This window comes from Caldimonas manganoxidans ATCC BAA-369 (assembly GCF_000381125.1).
Lineage (GTDB): Bacteria > Pseudomonadota > Gammaproteobacteria > Burkholderiales > Burkholderiaceae_C > Caldimonas > Caldimonas manganoxidans.
Window position 1 is genome coordinate 203,307 of the sequence record NZ_KB905929.1, and the last position, 13,819, is coordinate 217,125.

Annotated in this window: 11 protein-coding genes; 5 read left to right on the forward strand and 6 right to left on the reverse strand. The window is 63.6% G+C overall.

The genetic code is table 11. The annotated features are described in order from the left end of the window. Nucleotides 1-12: 12 nt before the first annotated feature. From F615_RS0100970 to glmM, 4 genes are all read left to right on the forward strand, one after another. The gene (locus F615_RS0100970) at nt 13-699 is read left to right on the forward strand and encodes an RlmE family RNA methyltransferase (RefSeq protein ID WP_019559300.1); all 687 of its coding nucleotides are present in this window, start codon (nt 13-15) and stop codon (nt 697-699) included. Nucleotides 700-884: 185 nt separating this feature from the next. After that, on the forward strand, nt 885-2,795 hold the full coding sequence (gene ftsH / locus F615_RS0100975) for an ATP-dependent zinc metalloprotease FtsH (protein ID WP_019559301.1): 1,911 nt from the start codon (nt 885-887) through the stop codon (nt 2,793-2,795). A gap of 72 nt (nt 2,796-2,867) precedes the next feature. After that, nucleotides 2,868-3,722, forward strand: coding sequence for a dihydropteroate synthase (gene folP / locus F615_RS0100980; RefSeq protein WP_019559302.1), 855 nt, complete (start codon nt 2,868-2,870; stop codon nt 3,720-3,722). A gap of 61 nt (nt 3,723-3,783) precedes the next feature. Next, nucleotides 3,784-5,133, forward strand: a complete 1,350-nt coding sequence (glmM, locus tag F615_RS0100985; RefSeq protein ID WP_019559303.1) for a phosphoglucosamine mutase — start codon at nt 3,784-3,786, stop codon at nt 5,131-5,133. Nucleotides 5,134-5,144: 11 nt separating this feature from the next. Here glmM and F615_RS0100990 read toward each other — a convergent pair whose 3' ends face one another. The 6 genes from F615_RS0100990 to F615_RS19830 all read right to left on the reverse strand — a co-directional run bounded on the left by F615_RS0100990 (nt 5,145) and on the right by F615_RS19830 (nt 13,515). Further along, entirely contained in the window at nt 5,145-5,909 is a 765-nt protein-coding gene (locus tag F615_RS0100990) for an OmpA family protein (protein ID WP_033370830.1), read from the reverse strand. Nucleotides 5,910-5,989: 80 nt separating this feature from the next. Continuing rightward, on the reverse strand, nt 5,990-6,979 hold the full coding sequence (gene tagF, locus F615_RS0100995) for a type VI secretion system-associated protein TagF (protein WP_019559305.1): 990 nt from the start codon (nt 6,977-6,979) through the stop codon (nt 5,990-5,992). Further along, nucleotides 6,976-10,722: a type VI secretion system membrane subunit TssM gene (gene tssM / locus F615_RS0101000; protein WP_019559306.1), complete on the reverse strand. Its 3,747-nt coding sequence runs from the start codon at nt 10,720-10,722 to the stop codon at nt 6,976-6,978. The genes tagF and tssM overlap by 4 nt, the downstream gene beginning before the upstream one ends. 17 nt (nt 10,723-10,739) lie before the next feature. Continuing rightward, entirely contained in the window at nt 10,740-12,053 is a 1,314-nt protein-coding gene (locus F615_RS0101005) for a hypothetical protein (RefSeq protein WP_019559307.1), read from the reverse strand. A gap of 23 nt (nt 12,054-12,076) precedes the next feature. Beyond that, nucleotides 12,077-12,952: a PAAR domain-containing protein gene (locus tag F615_RS20680; RefSeq protein ID WP_310731995.1), complete on the reverse strand. Its 876-nt coding sequence runs from the start codon at nt 12,950-12,952 to the stop codon at nt 12,077-12,079. Further along, nucleotides 12,949-13,515 (reverse strand): hypothetical protein, encoded by a 567-nt coding sequence (locus tag F615_RS19830; protein ID WP_156824490.1) that lies wholly within the window; start codon nt 13,513-13,515, stop codon nt 12,949-12,951. Before F615_RS19830 ends, F615_RS20680 begins: the two co-directional genes overlap by 4 nt. 80 nt (nt 13,516-13,595) lie before the next feature. On the opposite strand from F615_RS19830, the gene F615_RS0101015 reads away from it, so the two are divergent. Beyond that, a partial coding sequence (locus F615_RS0101015) for a transposase (RefSeq protein ID WP_019559309.1) occupies nt 13,596-13,819 on the forward strand: 224 nt, incomplete at its 3' end.

The following is a 13,819-nucleotide window of genomic DNA, read 5'->3' on the forward strand; positions in this document are numbered from 1 at the left end:
TATCGTCGGCTCATGAACATCAAAACCAAGAGCAAGAAGGTCAACCGGGCGTGGTTGCACGACCACCTGACCGATCCTTACGTGAAACTGGCCCAGAAAGAGGGCTATCGATCGCGCGCGGCCTACAAACTCAAAGAGATCGATGAGACCTTGGGTCTGATTCGACCGGGCCAACTGGTGGTCGATCTGGGAGCCGCGCCGGGGGCCTGGAGTCAGTACGTGCGGCGGCGCTTCGCCCCGCGCGACGCCGTCGGCGGCGGAGCCGCGGCCGGCGCGCTGAATGGGCAGATCATTGCCCTGGACCTGCTCGACATGGAGCCCATCGAGGGGGTGCGCTTCATCCGGGGAGATTTTCGTGAGGAAGCGGTGTTGGCCAAACTGGAAGCGGCGGTCGCTGGCCGTCCCGTGGACCTCGTGATCTCTGACATGGCGCCCAACCTGTCGGGAATTGCCGTGTCCGACGCGGCCCGTGTGGCCCACCTGGTCGAGCTGGCGGTGGAATTTGCTTGCGCCCATCTGCACCAAAATGGTGCACTTGTCTGCAAGGTCTTTCACGGCAGTGGGTACAGCCAACTCGTCGAGCTCTTCAAGCGCCACTTTCGCATCGTCAAGCCGATCAAGCCCAAAGCCTCCCGCGACAAGTCGGCCGAAACCTTCTTGGTCGGCCAGGGTCTCAAGTCCCAGACGGCGGCACGCTGAGGCACGCTGAAAAAGCTATCTCGGTCATAGCGCCGAAGGACTCGCTGCGAGGTGTGTGATCCGTCAAACTCGGGTTGGAAACGGGGTCACCTGGATCGGAGTGCTGCGCTTGTGTCGAATAGAATGACCCCGATGTCGTTTGTCAACGGGCAATTTTTGCAGTTCGTGTCGGAGAAGGAGCCGCGGTGAACAATCAATGGTTCTCGAAAGTGGCTGTATGGCTGGTGATCGCGCTGGTGCTGTTCACCGTCTTCAAGCAGTTTGATCGTACCGCGGCCACCACCGGGCAGATCGCCTATTCCGATTTCCTGGAAGAGGTGCGCAACAATCGCATCAAGAGTGTCACGCTGCAAGAAGGTTCGGGCGGCGCCACCGAGATCATCGCCATCACCAACGATGATCGCCGTATCCGCACCACGGCTACCTATCTCGATCGTGGCCTGGTGGGCGATCTGATCAATCACAACGTCCGCTTCGACGTCAAGCCGCGCGAGGAGCCCTCGCTGCTGATGAGCATCCTCATCTCCTGGGGGCCGATGCTGTTGTTGATTGGTGTGTGGATCTATTTCATGCGCCAGATGCAAGGCGGCGGCAAAGGTGGGGCGTTCAGTTTCGGCAAATCGCGCGCACGCATGCTCGATGAGTCGAACAATACCGTGACCTTTGCCGACGTGGCCGGCTGTGACGAGGCCAAGGAGGAAGTCAAGGAATTGGTCGACTTCCTGAAAGACCCCCAGAAATTCCAAAAGCTGGGTGGGCGCATCCCGCGTGGCGTGCTGATGGTGGGGCCCCCGGGCACTGGCAAGACCTTGTTGGCCAAGTCCATCGCGGGCGAGGCCAAGGTGCCGTTCTTTTCGATTTCCGGCTCGGACTTCGTCGAGATGTTCGTGGGCGTGGGTGCGGCCCGCGTGCGTGACATGTTCGAGCAGGCGAAGAAGAACGCGCCTTGCATCATCTTCATCGACGAGATCGACGCCGTGGGCCGTCATCGCGGAGCCGGCCTGGGCGGCGGCAATGACGAGCGCGAGCAAACGCTCAACCAGATGCTGGTCGAAATGGATGGTTTCGAGACCAATCTGGGCGTGATCGTGATCGCTGCGACCAACCGTCCCGACATTCTCGATCCGGCCCTGTTGCGTCCGGGTCGCTTCGACCGTCAGGTTTACGTGACCTTGCCGGACGTGCGCGGCCGCGAACAGATTCTCAATGTGCACATGCGCAAAGTGCCTATCGGTACGGATGTCAAGCCAGACATCCTGGCTCGCGGCACGCCCGGCTTCTCGGGGGCCGACTTGGCCAACCTCGTGAACGAGGCGGCGCTGTTTGCTGCGCGTCGCAATGCGCGCGTGGTGGAAATGCAGGATTTCGAAAAGGCCAAGGACAAGATCCTGATGGGGCCCGAACGCAAGTCCATGGTCATGCCCGAGGAGGAGCGTCGCAATACCGCCTACCACGAGGCAGGACACGCCTTGGTGGCCAAGTTGCTGCCCAAGACCGATCCGGTTCACAAGGTCACGATCATCCCACGCGGGCGCGCGCTGGGTGTGACCATGCAACTGCCTGAAGGCGACCGCTACAGCATGGACAAAGAGCGCATGCTCAACACCATCGCGGTGCTGTTTGGCGGACGCATTGCTGAAGAGGTGTTCATGAACCAAATGACCACCGGCGCCAGCAACGACTTCGAACGTGCCACGCAGATCGCGCGGGACATGGTCACCCGCTACGGCATGACCGATGAGCTGGGCCCGATGGTGTATGCCGAAAATGAAGGCGAGGTGTTCTTGGGACGTTCGATCACCAAGCAGGTGAACGTCTCGGAAGAGACCATGCAGAAAGTCGACAAGGAAATCCGCAAGATCATCGACGAGCAATACGCCGTGGCTCGCCGCTTGATCGAACAAAACAAAGACAAAATGCATGCGATGGCCCAAGCCTTGCTGGAGTGGGAAACCATCGATGCCGAGCAGATCGACGACATCATGGCGGGCAAACCGCCCCGTCCGCCGAAAGACTGGGCGCCCAGCGGTGGGGGCAAAGGCAGTGGTGGTCCTACTCCGCCGGTCAATACCGACCAAGCGCCCGCAGCGGCTTGACACGCTAGGCATTTCCAGCGCTGCGCGTTCATACCCAACGGGGCTTCGGCCCCGTTGTCGATTTCCGAACCCATGTTTTGGCAAACCTCGCGCTACGAGATTGATCTGAGTCGTCCTCGGGTGATGGGAATCGTCAACATCACGCCCGATTCCTTTTCCGATGGCGGCCGGCATGCCGACACGCGATCGGCGCTGGCCCATTGCGAGCGGCTGTTGCGCGAGGGGGCGGACATCCTCGATTTGGGCGGGGAATCGAGCCGTCCGGGGGCTCAGCCCCTGCCCCTGCAGGAAGAGCTCGACCGCGTGCAACCGGTGCTGCGTGAGGCCGTGCGACTGGGCGTTCCCATCTCGGTCGATACCTACAAGCCCGAGGTGATGCGCATGGCCCTGGAGGCTGGCGCGGACATCGTGAACGACATTTACGCGCTGCGCAGCCCAGGGGCTCTTCAGGTGGTTGCGCAGCACCCGCGTTGCGGCGTGTGCCTGATGCACATGCAAGGGGAGCCCAAGTCCATGCAGATGGCCCCGCACTACGAGGATGTGACCACCGAAGTGCGCTGCTTTCTGGATGCACGAGCACAGGCTTTGCGCGACCATGGGGTTGCGGCGCAGCGCATCGTCCTCGATCCGGGATACGGATTCGGCAAATCGGTGCAACACAATTTCGAGTTACTGCGCCGACAACAGGAGTTGCTTGCGCTGGGCTATCCGCTATTGGCAGGGTGGTCGCGCAAATCGTCGCTGGGGGTGGTCACCGGGCGGGACCTGGCCGATCGCCTTGCAGCCAGTGTGGCGGCGGCCCTGGCGGCCGTGGCGCATGGTGCGCGCATCGTGCGTGTGCATGATGTGGCCGCGACCGTGGATGCGCTGAAAGTCTGGGCGCATGGGGGCCTGCCTTCATGGAGCCAGCAGCCCAGGCAAGGTTGAAAGTCTCTGCAACCCGCAGCGCAGCCTCTCCCACCTCTGGATCGAAACGAACCACACAGCCATGAGCCAACGAAAATACTTTGGGACTGACGGTATCCGCGGCACGGTCGGCAGTTTTCCCATCACTGCGGACTTCGTCTTGCGTCTGGGGCATGCCGTCGGCCGCGTGCTGCGGCGCGCACACCAGGGCAAGGGCCGTCCCACGGTGTTGATTGGTAAAGACACACGCATTTCGGGCTACATGCTGGAATCGGCTCTGGAGGCGGGTTTTTCGTCCGCTGGTGTGGATGTGCTGCTCAGCGGCCCGCTGCCGACTCCGGGTGTGGCCTACCTGACCCGGGCCCTGCGGTTGGATCTGGGCGTGGTCATCAGCGCTTCGCACAATCCGTTTGACGACAACGGCATCAAGTTCTTTTCGGCTCAGGGTGAAAAGCTGCCTGACGAATGGGAGTCGGAGGTCGAGGCCTTGCTCGAGGAACCCCCCCAGTGGGTGGACTCGGCATCGCTGGGCAAAGCGCGGCGGCTCGACGATGCCCAGGGTCGCTACATCGAGTTTTGCAAGGCCACCTTCAGCGCGACGCTTTCACTCAAAGGCTTGCGGATCGTGGTCGATGCGGCTCACGGCGCGGCTTATCAAGTCGCCCCCAATGTGCTGCACGAGTTGGGCGCCGAAGTGGTGGCCATTGGCTGCAGTCCGGACGGCTACAACATCAACGCCGGATTTGGCGCCACGGCACCGCAAGCCTTGATCGAGGCGGTGCGCCAGCATGGTGCGCACTACGGTGTGGCCCTGGATGGGGACGCGGACCGGTTGCTCATGGTCGATGGCCAAGGGCGCCTGTACAACGGCGACGAGCTGCTGTACGTGATGGTGGACGACCGCTTGCGTCAGGGGCAGGCCGTGCCCGGTGTGGTGGGCACCCTGATGACTAACCTGGGGGTGGAGCAGGCCTTGGCGCGGCGCGGTGTCGCGCTGGTGCGAGCCAAGGTCGGTGATCGCTATGTGCTCGAAGAGTTGCTGGCGCGCCGATGGTTGCTCGGTGGCGAGGGCTCGGGGCATCTGCTGGTACTGGACCGTCACACCACGGGAGACGGCATGGTCAGCGCCTTGCAGGTGCTGCAGGCGACGATGCGTTGCGGACTGAGTTTGGCCGAGCTACTGGCCGATGTGACCCTGTGTCCGCAATCTCTGATCAATGTACGGCTGTTGCCTGGGCAGGACTGGCGCCGCAATGAGCGTTTGGCTCGTGAGCAGGCCGATGTGGCGCGGGAGCTGGGTGACACCGGGCGCATCTTGATCCGTGCGTCAGGCACCGAACCTTTGCTGCGCGTGATGGTCGAGGCCCGGGATGCCGCTGTGGCGCAAGCCTGCGCCGAGCGCTTGGCCGCTGCGGCGAGCCTGTCGGCCTGAACGTTGCAGGGCTACTGGCTGATCCGGAACTCGATGCGGCGGTTACGGGCCCGCCCTTCAGGCGTGTCGTTACTGGCCAAAGGCCGTGCGGAGCCCACGCCGGAAATCGCCAGGCGTTGGGCATCGATGCCTCGGGCCTGAAGGTAGTTGCGCACGGCGTCGGCCCGTGCCAGTGAAAGGGCCAAATTGGCATCTGGTGCGCCCAGGGCGTCGGTATGACCGATGATCTCGATGCGCTTGGCCGACAGGCGCATCAAGATGGGCAGCATTTGGTCCAGCACGGAGCGGCCTGCCGGGGTGAGCACCGAGCTGCCGGGTTCGAACTCGACGATGCGGTTGGCCAGCGCTTGGTCGATCAGACTTTGCTCCCCCGTGCCGACGCGCAGGGCGCTGCGCACGGTATAGGTGGGATTCAGCCGGGTGGCCATGGCGCTGAGCACCTGTTGACGTTGGGCTTCATTGGGCACCTCGCCCTGCAGGTCGATTTGCGTGCCGCGCACCGAGAGCTGGCCGCGGCTGACCTGGCGGATTTCAGGGCCGAGGATGTTGCGCACATGTTGGGACCACTGTGGCGGGGCAACCACGCTGCCGATGGCGATCTGATCGACGACCCGTTGAGCGCCATACAGCTCATGCAATCGTTGTAAGACGAGCGCACGGGTGGCTTCGTCCGGGACCGTGCCGGTCACGAGGACTTGGTCGGGCCCTGGTTCGCTTCGATTGCCGGCCACGGCCAAGCCGGCGCTCAGAAGCAAGGAGGCGGCCAAGGCACGCATGGGCCACAGGTGCCGCCGTGGCACGCACGGGCGTGTCTGCAGCGCGAGACAGGGATGTGTGAACATCATCGTTGTGTTCCTCAGAGGCCCAGAAAAGTCTCACGAAAAGTCTGGCTGGCCTGCGCCAGCGAGAGCGTGGGGTTGCGCAGATAGCTCGACAGCTTCTTCAGTCCGTAGTCCGTCTCGACCGAGGGTTCAACCCAGGAAGGACTGGAAAATTCGATGTTGTCCTTGAGTCCGGCTTGTGGGTCCAGCACAGAGCGCAGGCTGCGCGGACAGGCGCCGTTGAACCCGATGACCAGCACCGCGCGTCCGTGGTGCCGAGCGGTGAAGATGCCCAGCTCCAAACCGCTACGCCGCAGGAAGCCGGCCACCAGATCAAGCCAGAACGAGGCCACGAAAGGTCGATACAGCGGATCACTGGGAAGCGGCAACTGCAGGCCCCGCTCGAGTTTGGGGTTGGGATGGCCAATCAGGGGACGCAGCAGCAGTCCCAGTGCCAACAGCGTTTGGCGCAGCGGCAGCGCTTGACCGGCTTCTTCGAGGAGGGATTCCAAACTGCCCAGGGTCTGGGTTTCCAAAAATTCCCGGAAATGTGTTGCGTCCTGCGTGGCAGGGCACTGCAGTCGCCGTTCGGCGTGCGTCAACACCTCCTGGGTTTGCGTGGATTCCTGGCAGGCTTGCGCAAGCTGGGCGGTGTGTTCCATTTGGGTCCACAGGCGCGACAAGGCCAGTGGGCTCAAGCCCAAGAATCCGACGGGCTCGGCGACACCGAATGAGGCCGCCACGATGAACGGATAACGGCGGCCGGAGGCATCCTGGCTGGGCACCAGGTATCCGGCCAATCCGACGGGGCTGCGGGGCCCCAAAAATGCGAAATGGGTGGCCGGTGCCTGATCGTAGGTCTGCTTCCAGCAGGGATCCTGTGCCAGCAATTCCAGGGTGCGCGACATCCAACGGTCCAATGTCTGCACCAGCGACGCACTGGCGGTCCCGTTGCGCACGAAATCGCCGCAGGATGGCAGTTTGCCGAAGCACACGAGCTTGGCGGTCGCGGTGGGCAGGCTCATCGAGCGCCTCCCGCTGCAAGGGCCGAGACAGAACGAGCAGACGCCGCACCGGCGACCGCACGGGGTAGGGGCGCCGCCCCCAAACTGCCGTTCCCTGCGGACGCCCCGCCCGACGCTCCGGGCATGGCGATGATGCGCAGGTGCACGGCCACGGTGTGTCCGCCCGCAGACCATCGCAGCTCGTGAGTTTGGGCATCGATGCGGCGGCGTTGGGCGTTGTGGATCATGCGTTCCAATCCGAACCGGCCAGGCTCATGCAAGAACTCGATGCTTCGGCCATCGAAACTCACGCCTTGCAAGCGCACGCCCAGCGTGGGCTGAGGGCCGGGCCACACAAAGTGAGACCATGCGGCCGCGGCATTGCGATAGCGCATCACTTGGCCGTCAATCTCCAGGCTGTACTCGGTCAAGCCCGGCGCCGGTTGGGGAAGGATTTGAAACAGCGTTTGCTCGGTGTCGGCCGAGCTTGCGGCATGACCGCCAAGGGGCGCCACCCAGGCGGCGAAGCGACCCGTGAATTCCGGCAACAGCCGGATGGACAGATCGGCCCAGGTGCGCGGAGCCAGGCTGTCGCCCCGCCGGATCACCAGCGGCCCCAGGGTCTTGTCCGCAAACCGGGCGATCGCTCCCTCAGGGCCGAAGATCTTGGCCATGTCGGCGGCGGATGCCTCGACACGGGCGTCGGGCTTGAAGGGGTAGCGGTCGGCCAGAGTGGATTCATACGGGCCGTAGACCTGAGCGAGCCAAATGCGGTTGATTTCTTCCTCTGCGTCCGGGATCAGTGCTTCGAATGCCTGCATCAGTGGCCGCACGAGCAGTGGGCGCAGGCTTGCGCGCGCGTTGTCGTTCAAGCCGTTGAGCATCTGCTCGTCCACGAGTTTGAGCAGCTCGGCGATCTCCGACTGTCCTTCCAGCGTCTGCTGCATCAGCTGAACGCTGCCTGGGCCGGATTCACCCTGGGTGTGGATCCGATTGAATCGTGTGCGCAGACGCGACAGGCCCTCCAGGTAGGCTCCCATGAGCGTGCCGCCATTGTCTCGTGCGCTCAACAAACGGCTCACGCCGGCAAATTCCTGGCTGACTTGCCCCGCGATCGCTTGCTGAGCGCTGGGCGGATCGTCGGTGCGCACTTGCGCATTCATTGGAGGCGGGGTTTGTCGCAGCACCACTTCTCGGAACCAAGCGCCCAAACCACGGTTGGCGCTCATCAGCGCCGTGGCACTCGCGGGGCGATCCCAGGAGGTTTCTTCGTGCACGACCGCCATCAATCGCCCGAGGGGCGAATTGGCGGGGTCGCCCAGGCGGTTCATCCGTTCGACGGCTTGCTCGAAGCTGCCAAACGGCTGCACGGTCACGCCGTGGAGGAAGCGGTGCCATTGGGCGATGTATTCGGACTTGTAGGCATCGGTCAGCGCCTTCTGGATCTGCTCGGGGCTGCCATCCAGTGTGAGGTCGTCCTGCACCGTGGTTTTGAGGACCCAGTCGTCGGCCTGGAGGGTTTTGTGTGCGGCGTCACGGATGGCGCCCTGCACGTACTCGACCCAGGCTTGTCGTGTAAAGGCGCCCGAGACGGCCTGGCTGCCGGCCAGCAGATCTTGCCCCGATTCGCCAACGGCGCGGGCCACGGTCATGGGCGCAAAGCGAGTGGCGGCCCGCGCCTTGATTTCGGCATAGACCCGTTCGCGGGCGGGCATGCCACGCACCACGGTGCGCAGCACGCGACGAGTTTCGTCGACCAAGGCCAGGTTGTTGGCCACCTGGGGAAATGTGGGATCCTGGACTTGGGCCGTGGTGTAGGCAATCAGGGATTCGGCCAACATCAGCATGCGCTCGCGTGGCATCGCGCCGCGATTGACTTCGAGCCAGCCGCGCCAGAATCGGGTGATTTGGTCGCTCAGTTGAGCGGGCTCTGCGCGGCGCCGATCGGCCAGCATCAAGTAGGTCTTGAGGGCGTTGTAGGCATCGGTGACGTTGGTGGTCGATGCTGCGCTGTACGGCGAACCGGTTGTGGCGCTCGGGGACTGCGTCGTCGCCACCGGTTCGGCGCCATCTTGTAATTTGCCCTCGTTGTCCTTGACGGCTGCCAGATAGGCCTCGATGCTTTGGGCCACGGGTTTGAGCATGACCTCGCGCACGCCGTGAAAGTATTCGCGCCGCAGGACATCCTCCAGCTGCTGGCCCTGATGCAAGCCAAAGGACAGGGACCACGGACGCTCGTGACGGATCGCCTCGACCTGACGCAGCCGATCCTGCAGGATCATGAGCGCCTCCAGGCGCGACGAAAGATCCGGCGAAGAGGCCTGCAGCCGGGTGACCTGCTCCAAGTCAGCGCGAACATTGGCCACCCATTGGCGATTGTTGGCATACGACCAGGTCCACAGGCCTAGGCACAGCCCCAGTGTTGCAAGGCCCACGATCACCGTGGCTTGGCGCCAGCGGCGCCGGACACGGGTGACGTGTTGACGCACCAGATGCCGGTCGGCAAAGATGACCCGGGTGAACAGGTCTTTCAAGAAGAAACCCGTGTGGGAATAGACGTTGGCCGTGGTGCCGGGCTGCAAGCTCAGGCCGAAGCGACGTGCGACGCGCTCACTGGACCGACTGGTCGATTCCCCTTCTTGCACCGCGCTGGTGAAGTAGAAGCCTCGAAAGCGGGGTCGATACTGGTAAGGGTTGTCCTCGAACAGCGTTGCAATGAAGGTGGACAGTGCGGGCTTCAGACCCGCGAACTCCAAGGGGAAGCTCAATACGCCAGGCGGCAGCCGCTCGCCGCGCTGCATCGACATCCGCGCCACCGAGGCGGCTTTGAGCCCTTCGTACAGCTCGTCGAAATGCCGTTCGAACAGCCCCAGGGCATCGGCGCGTCCTTGTTCATCGTACGGGAGGGTGGCACCCCAGACTCGCTCACGTTCGCTGCGGTCTCGGTCTTCGAAGAATTCGACGAACCCGCTGATCAGGTCGGCCTTCGTGAACATGACGTAGACCGGGGCGATGACCTCCAGCTTGTCGGTGAGCTCTTGCATGCGCTGGCGCAGCTGCTTGGCCAGACGGATGTTGGCTTCAGGCCGCTGGGCTGCCAGTTCGGCCACACTGACGGCAATCACGATGCCGTTGATCGGGGCTTTGGCTCGGTACTTTTTCAGCAGACCGAGGAAACCCAGCCATTCGGCCCGATCCTCATCTTGGACGCTGTAGCGACCGGCAGTGTCGATCAGGATGCCTTCAGAGGTGAAGAACCAATCGCAGTTCCGGGTTCCGCCGATGCCCTGGATGATGCTGCCGGCATCGTCCGTGAAAGGAAAACGCAGCCCCGACTTCACGATGGCCGAGCTCTTGCCTGCGGCTGGGTTGCCGATCACCATGTACCAGGGCAGTTCGTACAGCGCGGCCCGTCCCGAGGTCTGTCCGAGTCGGGAGCGTTGGAGGGTGCGGATGGCCTGTCGCATGCGCTCGCGCAGCAGGGCCACTTCTTCGCGACGTTGCCGGTTCGTTTCGAGCCGCGAGGCTTCGGCATGCTGGGCGTCGAGGGCTTGTTCCAGAGCTTTGGCCGCCTTGCGGGCCTTGTAGCGCTGCACGGCCCAGCGCACGAGCATGGCCAGCGCGAAGAGGGCCAGCAAGGCCAAGGCCCAGTGCATCGGCAGTTCGAAGGCCCAGGCTCCGACGCTCACGAATCCGATCAACGCCAGCCAGCCCGTGACGCGCTGGGTGAGGGGATGCAACAGGAAGTTCAAGACGCTTTGCATGGCGAGGCGAACGGAAATCAGCTGGACGAGGCCTCGGCGGCCGAGGAGGCGACTTGCGTCGGACTCAATACGGCCGCCCAGGGCTGCGGGCCTGCCAGCAGGAGCAGCACGGCGGCTCGATCGTGACGTGAGGCGTGGCTGCCCAGGGCCAAAGCCACCAGCGGTCCCGCACATCCGAGATCGCCGCAGGCCACACCGATGCGGCACAGACGTTCTCCCACGTCCAGCTCGGGCAACAGTTCGACGATGGTGTCGAGGACTTGTTGAGCGTCAGGCCCGGCCAGCGCGACATTGCTGACCACCCGGCCGACCGCCGAGGTGGGCGGCCCAGCCTTTAGGGCATGTGCCGCGATGTCGTGCACGGCACGCTCTGGCGGGACATCGGATGTCGGTGAGGCCGGCCAGGACAGCTGGGCCAGGACCTCATCGTGCGCGGAGGTGTCGCCAGCGCGCGGCGCTTGGACCAGCAAGGCGGCAGCGGCTTCGCCAGGAACGGCTGCCGTGGGGGCATGCTGCGGATCGATGAGCGAATCGCAGGCCAAGACCAAGGTTGCAGAAGTTCCGCCGCCCGACGATTCATCGTTCCCGAGGCTCTCGGCGTGGAGACGGTGGAGCATGCCAGCCAGGCCCACTGCAGGCAGCAGGCGAATCTCCACCGGGCCGGCATCAGGCCACAGGCGCGCCATCAGCTCGTCTTTCAACCAGCTTTGGGCCAGGCTGCGTTCGTCTGCGCTCCAGTGATCTGGCACGGTCCATTGGACATTCAGCCTGGTGTGGGAGGGAAGCTGCTGCAAAGCCGCTTGCAGACCATCGAGCGCGTCGGCTTGCAGGGCCAAGGCTCGCCACAGGGCCGGGCGTTCGACGGCTGCAGAGGCGGCCGCCTCGCCCAAGGCGCGGGTCACTCGGGACACATCCAGGGTGGCACAACGGGCGCTCAGGCGCAGCAGTCCCTGATCGTCCGGCCATTGCGGATCGGGTTCTGGCATCGATGGCTGGGGGCCGATGGCCTGCAGCACCGCTTCCGGGACGTTGCCACATCGGGTGGCGACGGACGCGCCACGCACCAGCAGCGTCTGCGGTGCTCGAGCATGAGCGTGAGCGACGGCGGTGCCCTGGGAACCGTCGGTTGCTTGCGGTGGGTGATTGGGTTGCGCATCCCGACGGCTGGGGCGGAAGGCCCACAGCGCCATGCCACCCAGCAGAACGAGCACGACGACAGACCACCATCGGTCGCCAAGCCAAGGTGACATCGACGGCCACTGTGCGATGGACCACAGCACGGCTGGCACGAGCAACAGAAGGGCCAGACCAGGCCAGAGGATTTTGCGCATTGGGCAGACTCCTGTGGCGCCGGTCAGGCGGTGGTGCTGAAAGATTGGCTGGCAATCAAGGTGGCCCCACAGGCGCATTTGTCGCCATGGCGAGCCGCCGGCTTGCCGTCGATCCGCATGGGGGGGCGCCCGTCAAGATCACTGTCGTGCGTCATATTGCGTCGCCGTGCTCGACTCGATGCTGCTGCGCTCATACTTGCCAAGAGCTTCAAGTACACGTTGATGATGGCGATATCTCGCGAGCCGTGACGAGTTCCTGGTCGGTGCCCGCGCAGGCTTGGTTCGTCATTTCGATTCGATCTTTGTTGGATTCGGGGTCCCCGGAAAACTCGCCTCGCAAGTGGTTGCATATGTCCCTGTGTTCCATGAACCGTAAGAGATCCTCCGGCAGTCTCCCGCCGGTAGCACGGGCAGACAGCGCCCCACTCACCAGTAAAGGCAACAAGCGGCGCAGCAGGAGTGCGCCCAGTACTGGGCCAACGGCAGCACGGTGAAGTACAGCACCCGGTCGCGCCTGTCGAAGCCGCGGCCAGTGCCAGACGGTGCAGCCCTGGAGAAGACACGTGGCCAGCAGCATCCAGAGGAGGAATCGGAGGTGTTTCGATACGGTTCGATCTGTTGTATCCCTGGTGCCTGTCCAAGGTATCGGACCCCAGCGTGTGGGGCCGAAGCACGTCCTTCCGCACAAACGGTTCGTGAACCGTGCTTTCGCACGCGTCATGGATCGCTGTGACTAGCGCAATGTCGGCTTTCCGGTCACACGAAAACTCTCCTCGAACGGAGCTGCAGGACTCCCAGCGCTCGACAGGATGCTTCACAGACACAGAGGGCGGCTGGCCAGAGGCTGCACAGCGGCTCAGCCCCGCGCTTGTGACAGAGATCCAGGCCACGGTCTTCATTTGCCTTGGTGTGGACGATGCGGCCCCTGACTTGTGCTTGGCTGCGCAACGGGGCCCACGGTGAAGTGCAGCATGGGCCGGTCCCGTGTGGATCTCCCGGGTGTGAGCAGGTAAGCCGCACGCACGTCCTGATGCTTGCCGCTTCGCCCCACTCCATCAAAGTTGAAGCTGACGCACAGGTAGGTCCGACCGCTTCGCCAAAGCTGGATCCAGTCAGCACGGAATGGATCGAATGGCATCGGAGAAACCGTGGTTCCCGCTGCCAGCGAGGCCGACGAGAGCCGGAGCACGTGTTCACCATAGATCAACACATGCGAGTTCTCCGACTGCCCATATCCGACTTCAGTTTCTCTAGCAGAAATCAAGTACGTCGCCTTCACGCCTGGAGAAAAGTCGTCGTCTGCAGTGACCTGCGAGGTCGCAAGTTCCTCGGCGGCAATGTCACTCGACGTGACGCGAGCAGCGAGGCAAGAGCTGAGCACTTCTCGCGGCGGCTCTTTTGCGATGGCACATGCGCCAAGGATCAGAGCAGGTGCGAGCAAAGCGCGGGAGAGCAGCATCACTTATGGAAACTCTGATCAAGTCCTGCGCCTGGCAGTAGTCCGTCTTGTCGCCCTGGTGATGGGCGGCGATGATTACGGTCATGAAGCAGATGACCTTGGCAGCGGCGGCCGATGCGTCCGCGGGATTCGAGCGTTTTCGCAAGCCCACCCGGCGCGACGCATTCTTGGCCGAGATGCAGACGATCGTGCCGTGGAATCGGCTGGTGGCGTTGATCGAGCCGCACTACCCCAAGCCCGGCAATGGCCGTCCTCCCGTGGGCTTGGAACGCATGTTGCGCATTCACTTGCTGCAGCACTGGTTCAA